Origin of the sequence: Methylocystis borbori, from assembly GCF_036576025.1 — a bacterium.
Taxonomy (GTDB): Bacteria; Pseudomonadota; Alphaproteobacteria; order Rhizobiales; family Beijerinckiaceae; genus Methylocystis; species Methylocystis borbori.
In genome coordinates, this window is record NZ_JAZHYN010000002.1 from 59,244 (window position 1) to 76,592 (window position 17,349).

The 17,349-nt window shown below is 63.9% G+C and carries 17 protein-coding genes and 1 tRNA gene; 11 read left to right on the forward strand and 7 right to left on the reverse strand.

From position 1 onward, the window contains the following. The first annotated feature begins 146 nt into the window (after positions 1-146). Genes proS through V3H18_RS01125 form a run of 3 tightly spaced genes read left to right on the forward strand, consistent with a single transcriptional unit; the run spans position 147 to position 3,456 of the window. Positions 147-1,490, forward strand: a complete 1,344-nt coding sequence (proS, locus tag V3H18_RS01115; protein WP_332080029.1) for a proline--tRNA ligase — start codon at positions 147-149, stop codon at positions 1,488-1,490. Further along, positions 1,487-2,767 (forward strand): lipoprotein-releasing ABC transporter permease subunit, encoded by a 1,281-nt coding sequence (locus tag V3H18_RS01120; protein WP_332080030.1) that lies wholly within the window; start codon positions 1,487-1,489, stop codon positions 2,765-2,767. The genes proS and V3H18_RS01120 overlap by 4 nt, the downstream gene beginning before the upstream one ends. 5 nt (positions 2,768-2,772) lie before the next feature. Continuing rightward, complete coding sequence (locus V3H18_RS01125; protein WP_332080031.1) at positions 2,773-3,456, forward strand: ABC transporter ATP-binding protein; 684 nt, start codon at positions 2,773-2,775, stop codon at positions 3,454-3,456. Positions 3,457-3,509: 53 nt separating this feature from the next. Here V3H18_RS01125 and V3H18_RS01130 read toward each other — a convergent pair whose 3' ends face one another. Together V3H18_RS01130 and V3H18_RS01135 are read right to left on the reverse strand one after the other, a co-directional pair. Further along, positions 3,510-4,085 carry a hypothetical protein gene (locus tag V3H18_RS01130; RefSeq protein ID WP_332080032.1) on the reverse strand — a complete coding sequence of 192 codons (576 nt, stop codon included), beginning with the start codon at positions 4,083-4,085 and terminating at the stop codon, positions 3,510-3,512. 353 nt (positions 4,086-4,438) lie between these two features. Then, positions 4,439-5,809 (reverse strand): multicopper oxidase family protein, encoded by a 1,371-nt coding sequence (locus V3H18_RS01135; protein WP_332080033.1) that lies wholly within the window; start codon positions 5,807-5,809, stop codon positions 4,439-4,441. A 104-nt stretch (positions 5,810-5,913) separates the two neighbouring features. Between V3H18_RS01135 and V3H18_RS01140 the strand changes: the two genes are divergently transcribed. The 7 genes from V3H18_RS01140 (at position 5,914) to V3H18_RS01170 (ending at position 11,448) form a co-directional block, all read left to right on the forward strand. Next, the gene (locus V3H18_RS01140; RefSeq protein WP_332080034.1) at positions 5,914-6,231 is read left to right on the forward strand and encodes a hypothetical protein; all 318 of its coding nucleotides are present in this window, start codon (positions 5,914-5,916) and stop codon (positions 6,229-6,231) included. Between the two features lie 117 nt (positions 6,232-6,348). Beyond that, positions 6,349-6,433, forward strand: a tRNA-Leu gene (locus tag V3H18_RS01145). 73 nt (positions 6,434-6,506) lie between these two features. Continuing rightward, the gene (gene tig / locus V3H18_RS01150) at positions 6,507-7,853 is read left to right on the forward strand and encodes a trigger factor (protein WP_332080035.1); all 1,347 of its coding nucleotides are present in this window, start codon (positions 6,507-6,509) and stop codon (positions 7,851-7,853) included. 147 nt (positions 7,854-8,000) lie between these two features. Beyond that, entirely contained in the window at positions 8,001-8,636 is a 636-nt protein-coding gene (gene clpP / locus V3H18_RS01155) for an ATP-dependent Clp endopeptidase proteolytic subunit ClpP (RefSeq protein WP_332080036.1), read from the forward strand. A gap of 90 nt (positions 8,637-8,726) precedes the next feature. Then, positions 8,727-10,736, forward strand: coding sequence for an acetyl/propionyl/methylcrotonyl-CoA carboxylase subunit alpha (locus V3H18_RS01160; protein WP_332080037.1), 2,010 nt, complete (start codon positions 8,727-8,729; stop codon positions 10,734-10,736). A gap of 78 nt (positions 10,737-10,814) precedes the next feature. Continuing rightward, entirely contained in the window at positions 10,815-11,072 is a 258-nt protein-coding gene (locus tag V3H18_RS01165; protein ID WP_332080038.1) for a FitA-like ribbon-helix-helix domain-containing protein, read from the forward strand. Then, a complete protein-coding gene (locus V3H18_RS01170) occupies positions 11,050-11,448 on the forward strand; it encodes a type II toxin-antitoxin system VapC family toxin (RefSeq protein ID WP_332080039.1) in 399 nt (132 codons plus the stop codon). Before V3H18_RS01165 ends, V3H18_RS01170 begins: the two co-directional genes overlap by 23 nt. Positions 11,449-11,453: 5 nt before the next feature. On the opposite strand, the gene V3H18_RS01175 is transcribed toward V3H18_RS01170, so the two are convergent. The 3 genes from V3H18_RS01175 to purE form a co-directional block, all read right to left on the reverse strand. Then, positions 11,454-12,143, reverse strand: a complete 690-nt coding sequence (locus V3H18_RS01175) for a DUF2490 domain-containing protein (RefSeq protein ID WP_332080040.1) — start codon at positions 12,141-12,143, stop codon at positions 11,454-11,456. Between the two features lie 192 nt (positions 12,144-12,335). Then, complete coding sequence (locus V3H18_RS01180; protein ID WP_332080041.1) at positions 12,336-13,406, reverse strand: 5-(carboxyamino)imidazole ribonucleotide synthase; 1,071 nt, start codon at positions 13,404-13,406, stop codon at positions 12,336-12,338. Further along, a complete protein-coding gene (gene purE, locus V3H18_RS01185; protein WP_332080107.1) occupies positions 13,407-13,871 on the reverse strand; it encodes a 5-(carboxyamino)imidazole ribonucleotide mutase in 465 nt (154 codons plus the stop codon). Between the two features lie 362 nt (positions 13,872-14,233). Between purE and V3H18_RS01190 the strand changes: the two genes are divergently transcribed. Beyond that, a complete protein-coding gene (locus V3H18_RS01190) occupies positions 14,234-15,481 on the forward strand; it encodes a cation:proton antiporter (protein WP_332080042.1) in 1,248 nt (415 codons plus the stop codon). A 25-nt stretch (positions 15,482-15,506) separates the two neighbouring features. Here the strand turns inward: V3H18_RS01190 and V3H18_RS01195 are convergent, their stop codons facing one another. Together V3H18_RS01195 and V3H18_RS01200 are read right to left on the reverse strand one after the other, a co-directional pair. Further along, positions 15,507-15,725 carry a YdcH family protein gene (locus V3H18_RS01195; RefSeq protein WP_332080043.1) on the reverse strand — a complete coding sequence of 73 codons (219 nt, stop codon included), beginning with the start codon at positions 15,723-15,725 and terminating at the stop codon, positions 15,507-15,509. A 99-nt stretch (positions 15,726-15,824) separates the two neighbouring features. Further along, on the reverse strand, positions 15,825-17,246 hold the full coding sequence (locus V3H18_RS01200; RefSeq protein ID WP_332080108.1) for a protein adenylyltransferase SelO: 1,422 nt from the start codon (positions 17,244-17,246) through the stop codon (positions 15,825-15,827). Between the last annotated feature and the right edge of the window lie 103 nt (positions 17,247-17,349).

The following is a 17,349-nucleotide window of genomic DNA, read 5'->3' on the forward strand; positions in this document are numbered from 1 at the left end:
GGGAAGCGCTTGGGGCGATCCCCCTCGAATAAAAGCGATAGGCTTGCGTTTTTGGCCGCGCCGGGGTTCAACAGCCCCGCCCGCGCCGTTCTCTTTGGCGGCGGACGGGCTATGCTTTTCGCGATTCGCCCCACGGGACCCAAAACATGCGTCTCTCCCGATATTTCCTGCCCATTCTGCGCGAGACGCCGAAAGAGGCGGAAATCGTCTCGCACCGGCTGATGCTGCGGGCGGGGATGATCCGGCAGGAGGCCGCCGGCATTTACGCCTGGCTGCCGCTCGGGCTGCGGGTTTTGAACAAAATTAACGCCATTATCCGCGAGGAGCAGACGCGCGCGGGCGCCGTCGAATGCCTGATGCCGACGATCCAGTCAGCCGATTTGTGGCGGGAGTCGGGCCGTTACGACGCTTATGGCAAGGAGATGCTGCGCATTACCGACCGCCATGAGCGCGAGATGCTCTATGGCCCGACGAATGAGGAGATGATCACGGAGATTTTTCGCGCCTATGTGCGCTCCTATAAGGATCTCCCGCTCAATCTCTTTCATATCCAGTGGAAATTCCGCGACGAGGTTCGGCCGCGTTTCGGCGTCATGCGCTCGCGCGAATTCCTGATGAAGGACGCCTATTCCTTCGATCTGACGGCCGAGGCCGGCCGCCACTCCTATAATAAGATGTTCGTGGCTTATCTGCGCACCTTCGCGCGCATGGGCCTCACCGCCATTCCGATGGCGGCGGAATCGGGGCCGATCGGCGGCAGCCTCAGCCATGAATTCATCATTCTCGCCTCGACCGGCGAGAGCGAGGTTTATTGCCATAAGGATTTCCTCTCCTTCGCGCCGCCGCCCGCCGGAATCGACTTCGACGACGCGGCCGCGCTCGAGGCGGTCGTCGCGCAATGGACGAGCCGCTACGCCGCGACGAGCGAAATGCATGACGAAGCGGGCTTCGCCGCCGTGCCGGAAGAGGCGCGCCTCGCCGCGCGCGGTATTGAGGTCGGCCATATTTTCTACTTCGGAACCAAATATTCCGAGCCGATGAAGGCCGTGGTCAACGGCCCGGACGGCAAGGAGGTCGTCGTGCAAATGGGTTCCTACGGCATCGGGCCGTCGCGGCTCGTCGCCGCCATCATCGAGGCGGGCCATGACGACAATGGCGTCATCTGGCCCGAGGCGGTCGCGCCCTTCCATGTCGGCGTCGCCGATCTCAAGGTCGGCGACGCGGCGACGGGCAAGGTCTGCGCCGATCTCGTCCAGCAATTCGAGAACGCCGGCCTGGACGTCCTGCATGACGACCGCGACGAGAGGCCGGGCGCCAAATTCGCTACGCTCGATCTCATCGGCGTGCCGTGGCAATTGCTCGTCGGGCCCAAAGGCCTCGCGGAGGGCAGGGTGGAGGTGAAGCATCGGCGCAGCGGCGAGCGCGAGCTTCTCGCGCCCCATGACGCGGCGACGCGCATCATTTCCGCCGTGAAGCAGGCGCTCGCATGAATGGGGCGGCGGAGCCCGCGAAAGGCGCTGGCGCCTTTTCAGCCTTCGAGCGCATGGTGGCCCTGCGCTATTTGCGCGCCCGCCGCGCCGACGGCTTCGTCTCCGTCATCGCCGGCTTCTCCTTTCTCGGCATCATGCTCGGCGTCGCCACGCTCATCGTCGTCACCGCCGTCATGAACGGCTTCCATCGCGAATTGATGGACAAGATCATGGGCGTCAACGGCCACGCCTTTCTGCAGGCGGTCGAGACGCCTTTCACGGATTGGGACGCTATCGCGTCGCAGACGGAGAAACTGCCGGGCGTGAAAGCCGCGATCCCGATGGTGGAGGGCGCGGCCGGCATATCGACGCAATTCGGCCAGTCGGGCGTGCTCGCGCGCGGCGTGCGGGAGAAGGATCTCGTGCGGCTCCCTGGCGTCGCGGCCAATGTGAAGAGCGGAGCGCTGAAGGGTTTCGACGCGGCCGGCGGCGTCGCCATCGGCCAGAGGCTCGCCGAGACGCTCGGCGTCGGCGTCGGCGACAAGGTGAGCCTGCTCATTGCGAAAGGCGTGCAGACGCCCTTCGGCATCGCGCCGCGCATCAAGGCCTATGACGTGGTCGCGATTTTTTCGATCGGCATGTCGGAATTCGACAATGTCTTCGTCTATATGCCGCTCGCCGAGGCGCAGCTCTTCTTCAACAAGGACAAGGAGGCGACGGTCGTCGAGGTCTTCGTCGACGATCCGGAGAAGATGGACGAATTCAGGCTCAATTTCGAAAAGACCGTCGAGCGGCCGATCATCATCACCGACTGGCGTCAGCGCAACAAGACCTTCTTCGACACGCTGCAGGTCGAGAAGAACATTCTGTTCATCATTCTGACGCTGATCGTCATCGTCGCGGCCTTCAACATCATTTCCGGCCTGACCATGCTCGTGAAGGACAAGACGCAGGATGTCGCCATCTTGCGCACAATGGGCGCGACGCGGGGGGCGGTGCTGCGGGTCTTTCTCATCATCGGCGCGTCGATCGGCGTCATGGGAACGCTCGCCGGCTTCGCGCTCGGCCTCGCCATCGCTAAGAATCTCGATACGATCCGCCTGGGGATCAACAAACTTTTCGACGCCAATCTGTTTCCGGCGGAATTTTATTTCCTGTCCCGCCTGCCGGCCATCGTCGATCCGCGCGAAGTCGGAGCGATCGTGGCGATGACGCTGACGCTCGCCATTCTCGCCTCGATCTATCCAGCTTGGAAAGCCGCTTCGCTCGATCCGATCGAAGCCTTGCGGCACGAGTGAACGCGATGGTCGACGCCGTTCTCGAAATGCGCCACATCGCGCGTCACTATCGGGAGGGAGACGCGCGCCTCGACATTCTCGTCGACGTCAATCTGTTGATCTATCCCGGGGAGACGGTGGCGCTGGTCGCGCCGTCGGGCGCCGGCAAGTCGACGCTTTTGCATATCGCCGGTCTCCTGGAGCGTCAGGACGGCGGCGAGGTGCTGATCCAGAACGCGCCGACCTCGCGCATGTCGGATAGCGACCGCACGCGGCTCCGCCGCGCCACGATCGGCTTCATCTACCAGTTCCATCATTTGCTGCCAGAATTCTCCGCGCTCGAAAATGTCGCGCTGCCGCAAATGATCAATGGGCTCAGCTGGCGCGAGGCGCGGGAGCGCGCCAAGCAATTGCTCGACTATCTGCGGCTTTCCGCGCGCGTTTCGCATCGCCCTTCCGAGCTTTCGGGCGGCGAGCAGCAGCGCGTCGCCATCGCCCGCGCCGTGGCCAATGCGCCCTATCTGCTGCTTGCCGACGAGCCGACGGGAAATCTCGATCCGCGCACGGCGGAGCACGTGTTCGGGGCGCTGATGTCGCTCGCCCGCACCTCGGGCCTCGCCGCGCTGATCGCGACGCATAATCTCGACATCGCCAAACAAATGGACCGCCGCGTAACGCTACGCGACGGCCGTATCGAAGAAATGGACTAGCGCATAGAGCGCGGAGCAGTTCTGATTCGGAACTTGCTCCAAGGTCGAGAGCTTTAAGCGCTCGGCGTCTTCTTCTTGTCGATGAACTGGTGCTTGTACCACAGGCCGAAGGCGACCACGCCAAGCGTCGCGAAGAACACCGCGATGGTGATCTCCCGGCCCATGGTGAGGCCCACCGAGAAGGGGAAGCGGGCGACATATTCCTTGGTGCCGTCGTCGCTGCGCGCCTTCACGAGGCCGATGAATTTGCCTTCCTGCGGGAAGACGTGCTCGAAGGTCAGCGTACCGCTCTTATATTTCTTGGGCGGCGAATAATATTCGGTATTGGCTTCGATATTATCGGTGTCATTGCTCTGGCCGACATCGCGGATCACGCGCATCTCGAGCATCATGTCGCGCAATTCGTCCTGCTGCGCATCGAGCGTGATGATCGTCGGGCCCGCGTCGGGAATGTCGTCGCAGAACTGCTCGCGAGACTTCTGCGGCTGATATCCGGTGAATGTCATCGTGTCGGGGCCGATCTTCATCAGGCACTGGCCCTGATTGACGCCGACGTCGCCATGCGCATGCGCATGCGCAACCCATCCAACCGTCGCCATCGTCACGGCGACGAGAAATCGCATGATCATCTTTGCTCTCTCCCTTTGTAAGCCGCCGCCCTTTCCGGGCGGTCTTTTCGACGCGCAAACTCGAGCGTTTGCGCGCTTTGTAAGGCGAAGGCGCTGGCCTCCGGGAATTCGCGCCGCACGCTCCCCGCGACATATCGTTTAATATATATCAAGAGCGCGGCCTTTGTCCCGCGACCAAGGGCCACATGCCTGAAAGGCGGCGCCGGCGCAAGAATTTTAAACGCCGTGGAGATCGCGCGCCGCCGCCGACTCCGCATCCGCGCTTTCAACGCGCCGCGCTCGGCCAATGCGCGACGTCGACAATAAAACTATATTTTATTTCAATGCGCTATTCGCCTGTGCGAGGCGGGCGGTTAATCGACCTCGAACCATGTCGCGAGCCCGCCCGCCTCATGCTCCAGAATATCGTCGTGGATCGCCCATTTCCCCGGCGACTCCGCAACGAAGGCCGCATGTTTCGTCTTGCCCGGCGGAATGATGACGCCGTTGCGCCAATAGGGCTCCCAGCCGTCGTCGAGATCGTGCAGGAGGCGCATGCATTGTCCATGCGCATGCATGGCGAGCGGCGACGGCGATTTATTGATAAAGCCGAGCGTCACCGGCGTTCCCCTCGCAACGCGAAACAGGGGAGGCCCTTCATAGGCTTTGGTCGCGGCGCCGTTGATCGTCCAGGCGGGGCCGCGCGCCTCGCCTTTGCGCGGCTCGATCACGAGATCGACCTTCTTCGCCTTGGCGAGCGGAATTTCCGCCGGCAGGGTGGGATTTGGCGGGGCGGCGGCGATGGGCGGACGCTTCCCGGTTTTCGCGCCTCTGGCTTCGGCGACAAGAAGCTCGCGATCCTCGCCGTTCTGGCCGCGCAGGACGAGACTCGCCTTGGCGCCTTCCTGCTCGGGCATATCGAACATGAGTTCGAAACGCGCCCCCGGCGCGACCGGGATGGAGCGCTTGATCGGCTCGAAGGCTTCGCAGGGCTGGCTGTCGATAGCGATGACGAAGGGCTGCGCGCCAAGCAGCGAGAGAATCATGATGCGCGCATTGGCGAGATTGGCGAGGCGCAGCCGCACTCGCGCGCCAGGCTGGAATTGTCGCTCCGCCGGCGCCTGCTTGCCGTTGACGCATAGGAGCGGGCCAATCCGCCCGACCCCGCGCGCCGCCGCCGGATCGTCGAATGGGCCGGCGATCTGGCCTTTGTCGTCGAGCCGCCAGTCGTCGAGAACGAGCAGCAGGTCGGCGTCGGCCGGAAGCGGCGTCGGCTCCTCGACGAGGAGGAGGCCTTTAAGACCGCGGCCCATCAGCTCGGGCGTCTCGCCATAGACGCTCGGCCGGTAGCAGAAGAGGCCGGGGTCGGCGAGCTTGCGGCGATAGTCGAAGGCGCCGCCGGGAGCGACGGCGGCCTGCGTCAGCGGCGCGACGCCTTCCATCGCATTGTCGCCGCGCAATCCGTGCCAATGGACGGTCGCCGGAAGGCGATCGAGGCGGTTGAGGAAGCGAATGGCGAGTTCATCGCCCTGCCGGTAGCGCAGGATCGGGCCGGGCGTCGCGCCGTCAAAGCCGAGAATGTCGGTTTCCGTCGCGCCCGAGAGCCGCGCCTTGCCCGGCCGGGCTTCGAGGGCGCGCAGGCCAGCGGGCGCGGGCTCGCTGCGCGCGGGAATCGTCGCGAGGGTCGCGGCGACGCCGGAGAGCAGCGCGCGGCGGGAGAAGGGGCGAGACAGGGCGCGAGACATGGCGCCCAGCTATGAAGCAAGCCGGACGGCGGAGCAACGACCCGCTTGAGCGCGCCGTCCCGTCAGCGATAGAACCAGAGGATGAAGCCAAGAGGATTCGGGACATGGTTGCGCCGCATATGACAAGATTTGCCGCTATTTTGAGCGTTTGCAGCGCCTGCGCGCTTTTTTCGAGCGCGGCCCTGGGGCAGGCCGATCAAGGCTATTCCGCCTATCGGCAGGCGCTCCTCGCGCAGGGATGGAAGCCGGTCACGAGCTACGGGCTGAAGACCGCTACGGGCAAGACCCTCTATAAATATCCTGAAGTTATTTGCGGCCCGGCGCTCTGCAACGCCAAATGGCGCGACAGTCAGGGACGCGAGCAGCTCGTCAGGCTTATTCGGGGGGTCGAGGGGGCGGACCACCGCGTCGCGCCGCGATAACGCTTCCTCGGACGGTCCGGCGCAGCTCGCAATTTTTTCCAAGCATCCTTTTGCGGCCATGCTATAGAGCGGCGCCCGCGCGAGCGGGCAGGTTTCGTGGCGGCCCTTCCGCCGATCGCGGGCGTGGCGGAACTGGTAGACGCGCCGGATTTAGGTTCCGGTGACGAAAGTCGTGGGGGTTCGACTCCCTCCGCCCGCACCAGAGCCGCTCCTTCGTGGAATTCCCCGCGCCGCCTCGCGCAGGTGGCGTCGAAGTTGTTGAAAAGGCGATAGAAATGCAAGTGACGCAGACCTCCTCGCAGGGGCTGAAGCATGAATTCAAGGTTGTCCTGCCGGCGGGCGATCTCGCGGCCAAGCTCGCCGCCCAGCTCTCGGAGCTGCAGGCGAAGGCGCAGATCAAGGGCTTTCGCCCCGGCAAGGCGCCGATCGGCCATCTCAAAAAACTCTACGGCAAGAGCATGATGGGCGACGTGCTGCAGGAGGCGGTTAACGACGCCAACCGCAAGATTGTCGAGGATAATCAGTTCCGTGTCGCGCAGGAGCCGAAGATCGACTTCCCCGGCGGGCAGGAAGAGGTCGAGCGCGCGCTCGAAGCCGAAGGCGACTTCTCTTATGTCGTGACCTTCGAGACTCTGCCGAAAATCGAAATCGGCTCCTTCGACGGCATCGCCCTCGAACGGCCGGTCGCGGAAGTGACGGCGGAAGACGTCGACAAGGCCTTGCAGTCGCTCGCCGACCGCGCTCAGGAATTCGAGGCGAAGCCCGAAGGCGCCAAGGCCGAGAAGGGCGACAAGCTCACCATCGACTTCACCGGCAAGCTCGACGGCGTCACTTTCGAGGGCGGCTCGGGCGGCGACGTCGATATCGTGCTCGGCTCCGGGACCTTCATTCCGGGCTTTGAGGAACAGTTGGAGGGCGCGGCGGCGAGCGAGCAGCGCCTCGTCAAGACGCGCTTTCCCGACGATTATTCCGCCAAGCATCTCGCTGGACGGGAGGCCGAATTCGACGTGACGGTGAAATCCGTCTCGGCGCCGAAGTCGCTCGGCCTCGACGAGGAGCTCGCCAAAAAATATGGCTTTGAGTCGCTCGACGCCATGAAGACGGCGGTGCGCGGCAATCTCGAAGCCGATTACCACAAGATTTCGCGCGACAAGCTGAAGCGCGCGCTGCTCGATGCGCTCGACAGCCGCTATTCCTTCGAATTGCCGGAAAGCCTCGTCGAGCAGGAGTTCCGCAATATCTGGAACCAGCACGAGATCGAGAGCCAGCGGAACAATTTGCCTGTTTCCGAAGAAGGCAAGACCGAGGAGGAGACCCGGGCCGAATTCCGCAAGATCGCGGAACGGCGCGTGCGCCTCGGGCTGGTGCTGGCGGAGATCGGACAGAACGCCGGCGTCCAGGTCGAGGAGAAGGATCTGACCGATGCGCTGATCGAGCGCGCCCGCATGTTCCCGGGCCAGGAAAAGGCGGTCTGGGACTATTACCGCAATAATGAGCAGGCGCTCGCCCAGTTGCGCGCGCCGATCTACGAAGAGCGGGTCGTCGACCATATCTCCAAGCTGATCAAGATCGCCGACAAGCCAGTGTCCCGCGAGGAGCTGTTCAAAGAGGACGAGGAATAGCCGAGGGGCTTGCGCCGTCTTCTAAGGTTAAGCGCCAGCGGTCGGAAGCAATGACTTTGCGTCCGGCGCGGGCGCGGCTATATGACGGGACAAAGAATATGCCGGCGCAGGCGCGAGCCGCCCGCCGGGCTAGAAAGGCTGAACGCGATGCGCGATCCAATCGACACGTACAATCAATATCTCATTCCGCAGGTGATCGAGAACACCTCTCGCGGCGAACGCGGCTTCGACATCTATTCCCGTCTGCTGCGTGAGCGCATCATCTTCGTCACCGGGCCGATCGAAGACCATATGGCGTCGGTCATCATCGCGCAGTTGCTGTTTCTCGAGTCGGAAAATCCGAAGAAGGAAATCTCGCTCTACATCAATTCGCCGGGCGGCGTCGTGACCTCCGGCCTCGCCATCTATGACACGATGCAGTTCGTGAAGCCTAGAGTCTCGACGCTATGCATCGGGCAGGCGGCGTCGATGGGCTCGCTGCTTTTGGCCGCCGGCGCCGACGGGCAGCGTTACGCCCTGCCGAACGCCCGCGTCATGCTGCATCAGCCCTCGGGCGGTTTCCAGGGGCAGGCCTCGGACATTCAGCGGCACGCCGAGGATATTCTGAAGATCAAGAAGCGCCTCAACGACATCTACGTCCGCCACACCGGTAAGGACTATGAAACGATCGAGCGCACGCTCGACCGCGACCATTTCATGTCGGCCGAAGAAGCCAAGGCCTTCGGCATCGTCGACAGCGTGCAGGAAAAGCGCCCCGACGACGAAAGCGAACAGAAACGCTAAGGCAAGCGGCTTGGCGCGGACGCATTCGCAAGAACATGCGCCGCGCCGGGCGGCTCGAACGAGCCGCGTGAGGGGGCAATCGGGGCGCGCATGTTTCGTAAAATTTTGATCGCCAATCGCGGCGAAATCGCCTGCCGCATCATCAAGACCGCCAAGCGCATGGGTCTTGCGACCGTCGCCGTCTATTCCGACGCCGACGCCGACGCTCTGCATGTCGAAATGGCGGATGAGGCGATCCATCTCGGGCCGCCGCCCGCCGCGCAATCCTATCTTCTGATCGACAAGATCGTCGCCGCCTGCAAGGAGACTGGCGCCGAGGCGGTGCATCCGGGCTATGGCTTTCTCTCGGAGCGCGCCGCCTTCGCCAAGGCGCTCGCCGATTCGAATATTATTTTCATCGGTCCCAACCCGCGCGCGATCGAGGCGATGGGCGACAAGATCGAGTCGAAGAAATTCGCCTCGGCCGCCAATGTCAATGTCGTGCCGGGCTATCTCGGCGTCATCGAAAACGCGGAGGAAGCGGTCAGGATCGCGCGCGACATCGGCTATCCGGTAATGCTGAAGGCGTCCGCCGGCGGCGGCGGCAAGGGCATGCGCGTCGCCTTTACCGACGCCGAAGTCATCGAGGGCTTTACGCGCGCGCGCTCGGAGGCGGCCTCCTCATTTGGGGACGACCGCGTCTTCGTCGAGAAGTTCATCGTCAATCCGCGCCATATCGAAATCCAGGTGTTGGGCGACAAATATGGCAACGTCATTCACCTCAACGAGCGCGAATGCTCCATTCAGCGCCGCAATCAGAAAGTGATCGAAGAAGCGCCCTCGCCGCTGCTCGATGAAAAGACGCGCCGCGAAATGGGCGCTCAGGCGGTCGCGCTCGCCAAGGCCGTGGACTATGATTCCGCCGGGACGGTGGAGTTCGTCGCGGGACAGGACAAAAGCTTCTATTTCCTCGAAATGAATACGCGCCTGCAGGTGGAGCATCCGGTGACGGAGCTCATCACCGGCGTCGATCTTGTCGAACAGATGATCCGCGTCGCCGCGGGCGAGCCGCTGCAATTGAAGCAGGAAAACGTCAAGATCAACGGCTGGGCGGTGGAGAGCCGCATTTACGCCGAAGACCCGACGCGCAACTTCCTGCCGTCGATCGGGCGTCTCGTGAAATATCGCCCGCCCGAGGAGAAGCGCGAGGGCGGCGTGACGGTGCGCAACGACACCGGCGTCACCGAGGGGCGCGAAATCTCGATCCATTACGATCCGATGATCGCGAAGCTCGTGACCCATGCGCCGGACCGGCTGCGGGCCATCGTGGCGCAAGCCGACGCGCTCGATCGTTTCGCGATCGACGGCATCCGCCACAATATTCCCTTCCTCTCCTCGCTGATGCAGAGTCCGCGCTGGCGCTCGGGCAATCTGTCGACAGGCTTCATCGCGGAGGAATATCCGGAAGGATTTTCAGCGCCGCGGCCCAAGGGCGAAGTCGCGCATACGATCGCCGCGATCGCGACGCTGATTGATCACATCGGCAATGAGCGCAAACGCAAGATCAGCGGCCAATTGCGCGGCGGCCGGCCGGTCGAATTCGAGCGCGAACGCGTTTGCATGCTGGGCGACGAGCGTTTCGACGTGACGCTCGACGCGCAGGGCGAATCCCTCATCGTGCGCTTCGTCGGCGGCGACGAGCGCACGCATCGCGTCTCCTCGCATTGGCGGCCGGGCGAGATCGTGCTCGAAGGCGAGATCGACGGCCGCCCGATCTTTGTGCAGGCGCGGCCGATTCTCAACGGCCATGAGCTGTCGCATCAGGGCGTCGCCGTCGCCGCCCGCGTCTATACGCAGCGCGAGGCCGAGCTTGTCGCCTATATGCCGAAGAAGAAGGACGCGGGCGTCTCCAAATATCTGCTCTGTCCCATGCCGGGTCTTGTGAAGACGATCGACGTGACGGAAGGGCAGGAGGTCAAGGCAGGCGACGCGCTCTGCATGGTCGAAGCCATGAAGATGGAGAATGTGCTGCGCGCCGAGCGCGACGTGACCGTGAAGAAGATTCTCGCCAAGCCCGGCGACAGTCTCGCAGTCGACGCCGTGATCATGGAGTTCGGGTAAGGGGCACAGTGGCCCTTCTCAATTTGAGCGACATATGCTACTCGAACGGATGTGTTTCGCCTCCATTTTGGAGCCAGAATGCCCGTCAACCTCTCCATAAAGAACGCGCCCGACGATGTAGTCGTCAAGTTGAAGGCGCGCGCCGCGCGCAATCACCGCAGCCTGCAGGGTGAGTTGATGGCGATTGTGACGGCGGCCGCCGAGGAGCCCTATGCGACACTGTCTGATGTACGCGAGAGCGTCCGGGGGCTGAAACTAAGCTCGCGGAGCGAGTCGACGGAAATCGTCAGGCAGATGCGCGACGAGCGAATGCGTGCCCTCCTCGATCGTCGTTGACGCCTCCGCTTTCGCTGCTGTCTTGTTCAAAGAACCGGAAGGCGACGGACTCGCCGATCTATGGGCGAATTCCGTTGTCATAGCGCCGATCTTGCTTTGTTACGAAATTGGGAATGTCGCGCTGACAAAAGCGCGCCGCTTTCCTGACGAAGCTGATGAGTGCATCGAGGCCTACGACATCTTTCTGCGCCTCAAAATTCAAATTGCCGAGGTTGAATTTCGTGACGTATTGGCGCTTGCCCTGCGCCGGAACCTAACCGTCTATGACGCCTCATATGCTTGGCTTGCATTGTCGCGGGGTCTCGATCTTATAAGTTTGGACAGAAGACTTGTCGCCGCATTCGAAGCCGAGAAAGCGACCGCCCCTGGCCGATAGCGAAATTACAAATTCAGAAACAAACTCACCGACAGAATGTGATTCATCCGCCGGTTGAATTTCTGCTCTTGTCGCGAGACGGCGCGCGAGAGGATGAACTGGTTCATATAGCCGATCTCGACGCGCGCCTGTTCGCTGAACGTATAGCCGAGCCCGGCGAAGCCGCGATTCTGATCGAAGCCGAAGCGCGCCGCGGGCGTCGTCGAATTGAGGCGCATGAAGACCTCGTCCCAAAGGACGAGGCTCACGGGCGAGTCTTCAGCGAGCGGGCGGGAAAAGCGGAGAAGATCGCGCAGGCGCCATTCGACCGGATTGACGTTTTGAATGAAACGCTGCTCGAGACGCGTGCGGCTCGAAAGGTCGCCGAAGGACGCTTTCTCGGTGAGCAGGAGTTGCTGCCAGATGCGATTCTCATGCTGCGTCCGGGCGCCTTCCGGGAAGATCGCGAAACGCCCATAGCCGAGCCAGACGCTGACGCGGTCCGAAAGCGCGTAGCCGAGGCCGGCGCGGCCCAAGGCTTGGTCCGCCACGCGGGCGTCGTCGCGGAAGCGTCCCTGGCCTTCGAGCCAAAGACGCCATTTGTTGAGGCTCGGATCGAGCGAGTCGAGCTTGGCGACGGCGGTGACATTCTCCCAGATGCGGAAATCCTCGTCGGCCGCGCGGGCGGGGCAGTCCATCGCGCCCGCCGTCGCCACGACGCCCGCCAATAAGCGGCGCGCCGCGCTGGTCCGGGAGAAGTCTCTGGCGGTTCTATCCACGACCCGTCTCACCCTGCGCATTTCGAGGCGCCTCAGGCGCGCCAAAACGGTACGCTAACTTGTGAAATGGTCGCGCTCAACCGCCGCGGCGGCCCTTGGATGAGTCGAGAGAGGAGTGTTGCACAGGCGCTACAGAATGCGCGTCACATGGCCCATTTTGCGGCCCGGGCGCGTTTCCTTCTTGCCGTAGAGATGGAGGCAGGCCCCCTCGTCGCCCGCAAGCGCTGGCCAGGCGTTCACGTCGTCGCCGATCAGATTGCGCATGAGGACGCGATTCCCATGGCGGCGCGTCGAGCCGAGCGGCCACCCAGCGACGGCGCGCATATGCTGCTCGAACTGCGACGTGACCGCGCCATCGAGCGTCCAATGGCCGGAATTATGCACGCGCGGCGCGATTTCATTCACGAGTATTGCTTCGCGCGCTTCCTCGACCACGACGAACATTTCGACGGCGATGACGCCGACATAATCCGCGGCTTCCGCGATGCGCCGCGCGACGTCGATCGCGGCGCGCGCGGTTTCGGGCGCGACATTGGCGGGCGCTTCGGTCGTCGCGAGAATATGATGCTCATGCGTATTCTCGCAAAGGTCGTAGGCGCGGAATTGCCCGTCCGATCCCCGCGCGGCGACGACCGAGACTTCTTTCGCGAAGGGCACAAAACTTTCAAGAATGCAGGGCGCGCCGCCGAGCGCGCGAAAGAGAGCGGCGAGATCGGCGCCGTCGCGCAATTGCGCCTGGCCTTTGCCGTCATAGCCGAGCCGCCGCGTCTTCAGGATCGAATTGCGGCCGAGTCGCGCGACCGCGCGGGCGAGCGCGCCGGCGTCCTCGACATCGGCGAAATCCGCCGTCGCGATCCCGAGGCTTTGCACGAACTGCTTTTCGATCAGCCGGTCTTGCGTCAGCGCCAGCGCGCGCGGGTTCGGCCGCACCGGCCGATGCGCCTCCAGAATTTGCGCCGTGCGCGCCGGGACATTCTCGAATTCATAGGTGACGACCTCGACCGCCTCCGCGAAGTCGGCGAGCGCCGCTTCGTCGTGGAAATCGGCGATCGTGCGCGCCGCGCAGACGTCGAAGGCGGGGTCGTCGGCGACCGGCGAGAAGACGTGCGATTTAAGGCCGAGCCGCGCGCCGGCGGTCGCCAGCATGCGCGCGAGCTGGCCGCCGCCGAGAATGCCGATGGTCGCGCCCGGCGCGAGCATTCAGGCCTTGTCCTGCGGCGTTAGCGCCACGCTTTCCGTCTGGCGGGCGCGATAGGCGGCGAGCCGCGCGGCGAGCGCCTTGTCGGAGCGGGCGAGAATGGCGGCGGCGAGAAGCGCGGCGTTGATCGCGCCGGCCTTGCCAATGGCGAGCGTTCCGACCGGCACGCCGCCGGGCATCTGCACGATCGAAAGAAGCGAATCCAGGCCCTTGAATGAATCCGATTCGATCGGCACGCCGAGAACGGGCAGGGCGGTCATCGAGGCGGTCATGCCCGGCAGATGCGCGGCTCCGCCTGCGCCCGCGACGATGACCTGAAAACCTTCGGCCTCCGCGCCCTTGGCGAAGGCGACGAGCCTGTCGGGCGTGCGATGCGCCGATATGATGCGCGCCTCGCAGCCGATATCGAGCGCGGCGAGCGTTTCAACCGCATGGCGCATGGTCGCCCAGTCGGATTGCGATCCCATGATGACGGCGACAGGCGGTGGGGGCTTCGCCACTCTGGCTTCCTTCGGAAATGGAAGCCATGCGGGATAGACGATGCGCTGCCGATAAGCAAGCGCGTGGCGGCGAGGGGAATCGGGCGCTGAGCGCCGCGTGCGCGCCCCTGTGGCGAAGGCCCAAGCAAGAGCGCTCGTGAGGCGCGTCGAGGCGGGCGCGACGCCAGCGAGGAGAGGCTCGCCGCCTCCTTCGAGACGGCGCTTTGCGCGCTTCTCCGGAAGAGACAATCCTATGCCATCAATTCCGGCGCCCGATTTTTCTTCGGCCCCGCGCCCGCTCGGGCTAAGGAGTTTATACGGGTTTTTTCAGGCAGCGGCGGGGCGCGTCGATGGACGAGAGTTTGAGACAGGGGGTCGCAGTGCTCGCGGTCGCGATGATGGTCGCGATCGCCGCGCGGCAGATCAAGCTGCCCTACACGGTCGGCCTCGTCATCGTCGGCGCCATCGTGGCGACGTCGAACGCCGAGATCGCGCCCCATCTCACGCATGAGCTGATCTTTGATTTCATCTTGCCGCCGCTGCTCTTCGAGGCGGCCTTGACGCTGTCCTGGCGCGAGCTTCTGCGCGACTCGGCGCCGTTGCTCGCGCTCGCGGGCGTCGGAACGGTGATTTCGGCGGCGGTTGTCGCAACCTCGATGACGACGCTGCTCGACTGGCCGCTCGCTTCGGCGCTCGTCTTCGGCGCATTGATCGCGGCGACAGACCCCGTCGCGATCATCGCCATGTTCAAGGATAATAAGATCAGGGGCCGCATACGACTGCTGGTCGAGAGCGAGAGCTTGCTCAATGACGGCGCGGCGGCGGTCCTCTTCGTCATGGCGCTCGCCTGGGCGGTGAGCGGCGGCGAGGGGCAGACCGCCGGCGAAACGGCGTTCACTTTGCTCAAGATCGTGCTGGGGGGCGTGGTCGTCGGCGCGCTTTGCGGCGGCGCCGCCATCATCGCCTCGCTGCCCACGACGGAACATCTCGTCGAAGCGGCCCTGACGACGATCGCCGCCTTCGGCTCCTTCCTCCTCGCCGAATATTTTCATGTCTCGGGCGTCTTGGCGACCGTGACCGCGGGGCTGATGATGGGCAATCTCGGCCTGCTGAGCGAGAGCGAGGGGGGCTATATCAGCCGCAGGGGCCGCGAATTTGTCCTGTCCTTTTGGGACTTTGCGGCCTTCCTCGCCAATTCCGTGGTGTTTCTGCTTATCGGCGTCGACGTGGCCTCGACGCCCTTCGCCGCTATTGGGCCCGGGCCGCTGGCGGCGGCGATCGCCATCGTTCTCGTGGCGCGCGCCATCACTGTCTATCCCTTGAGTTCGCTGTTTCTTCGGTCTCGCTGGAAGGTGTCCTTGCGCGAGCAGCATGTGCTGTGGTGGGGCGGGTTGCGGGGCGCCCTCGCGGCGGCGCTTGCGCTGTCGCTTCCGCTCGACCTGCCGCGGCGCGACGACATCGTCGCCCTTACATTCGGCGTCGTCGCCTTTTCGATTGTCGTGCAGGGACTGACGATGCCGCTGCTTTTGCGCGCGCTCGGATTCCTGCCGCGCCCCGCCGGCGCGCTTCCAAGCCAGGCGGACGAGGGCGCGCATTAGCCCTTTCTGATCGAAAGCGCGCGCGTCAGGCGATAATATCGGGCGTCAACTGGTCTTCGAGATAGACGATGCGGTCGCGTAGCAGCAGCTTGCGCTTTTTCAGCCGCTGGATCTGGAGCTGATCCACGGCGCCGACGGCGAGCAGCGCGTCTATGGCGGTCTCCAGATCGTGGTGCTCCAGGCGCAGCCTTTCGATTTCGGCGCGAATGGCGCTTTTTTCGATGTCGCTCGGATTGTCGTTCATAAACCGCCGCCCTCGAACGCAAAGACGCATTCGGGAATCATCCGCTCGCGGACGCGATTATCGCGCCGCGAAGAAGAAGCCTTCAACCACAATCGCCCGTTACAAACCAGCATAAGCGTCACGCATTTCGTCGATCGCCGCGATCTTCGCCTCAAGCGGCGCCCAATCGTCCCTCTCGGCGATCGCCGCCCAGAGCGCCTCGACTTCCTCGATCAACATCGAGCACGGCGCCTCGCGGCGAAAGTAAGGGTGGTCGAGCCGCGCCCGAATCGTCGTTTCATGGGCGGCGAAGGCGTCGCGCAGCGGCGCGAAAGCCTCCGTCTCGTAAAAAGGCGCGGAGGCGCTGCGCCGGGCCCGCTCGGCGCTCGCAAGGCCGCCGCGCCAGTCGAAGAAGGTTTGCTCGAATGGCGCGCGAGTCGCGAGTAGAAAGTCGAGGAGCGTCTTGGCCAGAGCCGCGTCGGCTTCCTCGCCCGCAGAGGCGAGGGCGAAGCGATCGAGCAGCGCGTTGCGAAAGGCCTGCTGAATCACATTCTGGAAATTGCCCAAAATCCTGTCAGCCGACTCCAAGCCGGTCAGATGCATCAGGCATTCCGCGAGACGCCACAGGTTCCAGCCCAACGCGCCTGGCTGGCGGCCGAAGGCGTAAAGGCCCGACTCGTCGAAATAGGCGGCGGTGAAGGTCGGATCATAGACGGGCGCGAAGCGCCACGGCCCATAGTCGAAGCTCTCGCCCGTCACATTGATGTTGTCGGAGTTCAAGACGCCATGCACGAAGCCCGCCGCCATATAGCCGGCGCCGAGCCTCGCGACCCGCGCGACGACCTCTTCGAGAAAGCGGATGGCGCGCTCTTGCGCGGGAAGGTCGGCGAGGTCGGGAAAATAATGGCGGCACACGTGGTCCAGCAGCCGATCGAGCGCCTCCTTATCGTCATGGAAGGCGAGGCGCTGAAACGTGCCGATGCGGATATGCGAATGCGACAGCCGCACCAACACGCTCGAACGCGTCGGCGACGGTTCGTCGCCGCGATAGAGCGCTTCGCCCGTCTCGATAAGGCTGAAAGTCTTGGAGGTATAGACGCCGAGCGCCTCGAGCATTTCCGTCGCAAGAATTTCGCGCACGCCGCCCTTGAGGGTCAGCCTTCCGTCGCCGCGCCGCGACCAGGGCGTCTGGCCGCTTCCCTTGGTGCCGAGGTCGAGCAGACGCCCGTCCTCAGCGTCGCGCAATTGCGCGAAGAGAAAGCCGCGCCCGTCGCCGAGATCTTGGTTGTAAACGCGAAATTGATGGCCGTGGTAGCGCAGCGCCAAAGGCTGGGCGAGGCCGTCGGGCAGGGGCGCGAAACGGCCGAAATGCTCGATCCATTCGGCGTCGCTCAAGGCGTCGAGCCCCACGCGCGCCGCCCACCGCTGATTGCGGTAGCGCAGCCTATGCTCGGGGAAACTCGCGGCGTCGACGCGGTCGAAGAAGGGGTCGCCAAGAGCCTCATGGAGCGTCTCGGCGCGGTAGCGGTCAGTCAGCGGCATCGGGCGTTTGTAACGCAAATCCCGCGCCGCGACGCGCGCGACGCAAAAAAATAGGCGGAGATCGCTCTCCGCCTGTGGCGCTGGGCAGGAAAACCCGTGATGG

What these genes read in the sequence shown, in the direction of transcription:
- proS (WP_332080029.1), top strand. Translation starts at nt 147, where the DNA reads ATGCGTCTCTCCCGATATTTCCTGCCCATTCTGCGCGAGACGCCGAAA.
- V3H18_RS01120 (WP_332080030.1), top strand. Translation starts at nt 1,487, where the DNA reads ATGAATGGGGCGGCGGAGCCCGCGAAAGGCGCTGGCGCCTTTTCAGCC.
- V3H18_RS01125 (WP_332080031.1), top strand. Translation starts at nt 2,773, where the DNA reads ATGGTCGACGCCGTTCTCGAAATGCGCCACATCGCGCGTCACTATCGG.
- V3H18_RS01130 (WP_332080032.1), bottom strand. Translation starts at nt 4,085, where the DNA reads ATGATCATGCGATTTCTCGTCGCCGTGACGATGGCGACGGTTGGATGG.
- V3H18_RS01135 (WP_332080033.1), bottom strand. Translation starts at nt 5,809, where the DNA reads ATGTCTCGCGCCCTGTCTCGCCCCTTCTCCCGCCGCGCGCTGCTCTCC.
- V3H18_RS01140 (WP_332080034.1), top strand. Translation starts at nt 5,914, where the DNA reads ATGGTTGCGCCGCATATGACAAGATTTGCCGCTATTTTGAGCGTTTGC.
- tig (WP_332080035.1), top strand. Translation starts at nt 6,507, where the DNA reads ATGCAAGTGACGCAGACCTCCTCGCAGGGGCTGAAGCATGAATTCAAG.
- clpP (WP_332080036.1), top strand. Translation starts at nt 8,001, where the DNA reads ATGCGCGATCCAATCGACACGTACAATCAATATCTCATTCCGCAGGTG.
- V3H18_RS01160 (WP_332080037.1), top strand. Translation starts at nt 8,727, where the DNA reads ATGTTTCGTAAAATTTTGATCGCCAATCGCGGCGAAATCGCCTGCCGC.
- V3H18_RS01165 (WP_332080038.1), top strand. Translation starts at nt 10,815, where the DNA reads ATGCCCGTCAACCTCTCCATAAAGAACGCGCCCGACGATGTAGTCGTC.
- V3H18_RS01180 (WP_332080041.1), bottom strand. Translation starts at nt 13,406, where the DNA reads ATGCTCGCGCCGGGCGCGACCATCGGCATTCTCGGCGGCGGCCAGCTC.
- purE (WP_332080107.1), bottom strand. Translation starts at nt 13,871, where the DNA reads ATGGGATCGCAATCCGACTGGGCGACCATGCGCCATGCGGTTGAAACG.
- V3H18_RS01190 (WP_332080042.1), top strand. Translation starts at nt 14,234, where the DNA reads ATGGACGAGAGTTTGAGACAGGGGGTCGCAGTGCTCGCGGTCGCGATG.
- V3H18_RS01195 (WP_332080043.1), bottom strand. Translation starts at nt 15,725, where the DNA reads ATGAACGACAATCCGAGCGACATCGAAAAAAGCGCCATTCGCGCCGAA.
- V3H18_RS01200 (WP_332080108.1), bottom strand. Translation starts at nt 17,246, where the DNA reads ATGCCGCTGACTGACCGCTACCGCGCCGAGACGCTCCATGAGGCTCTT.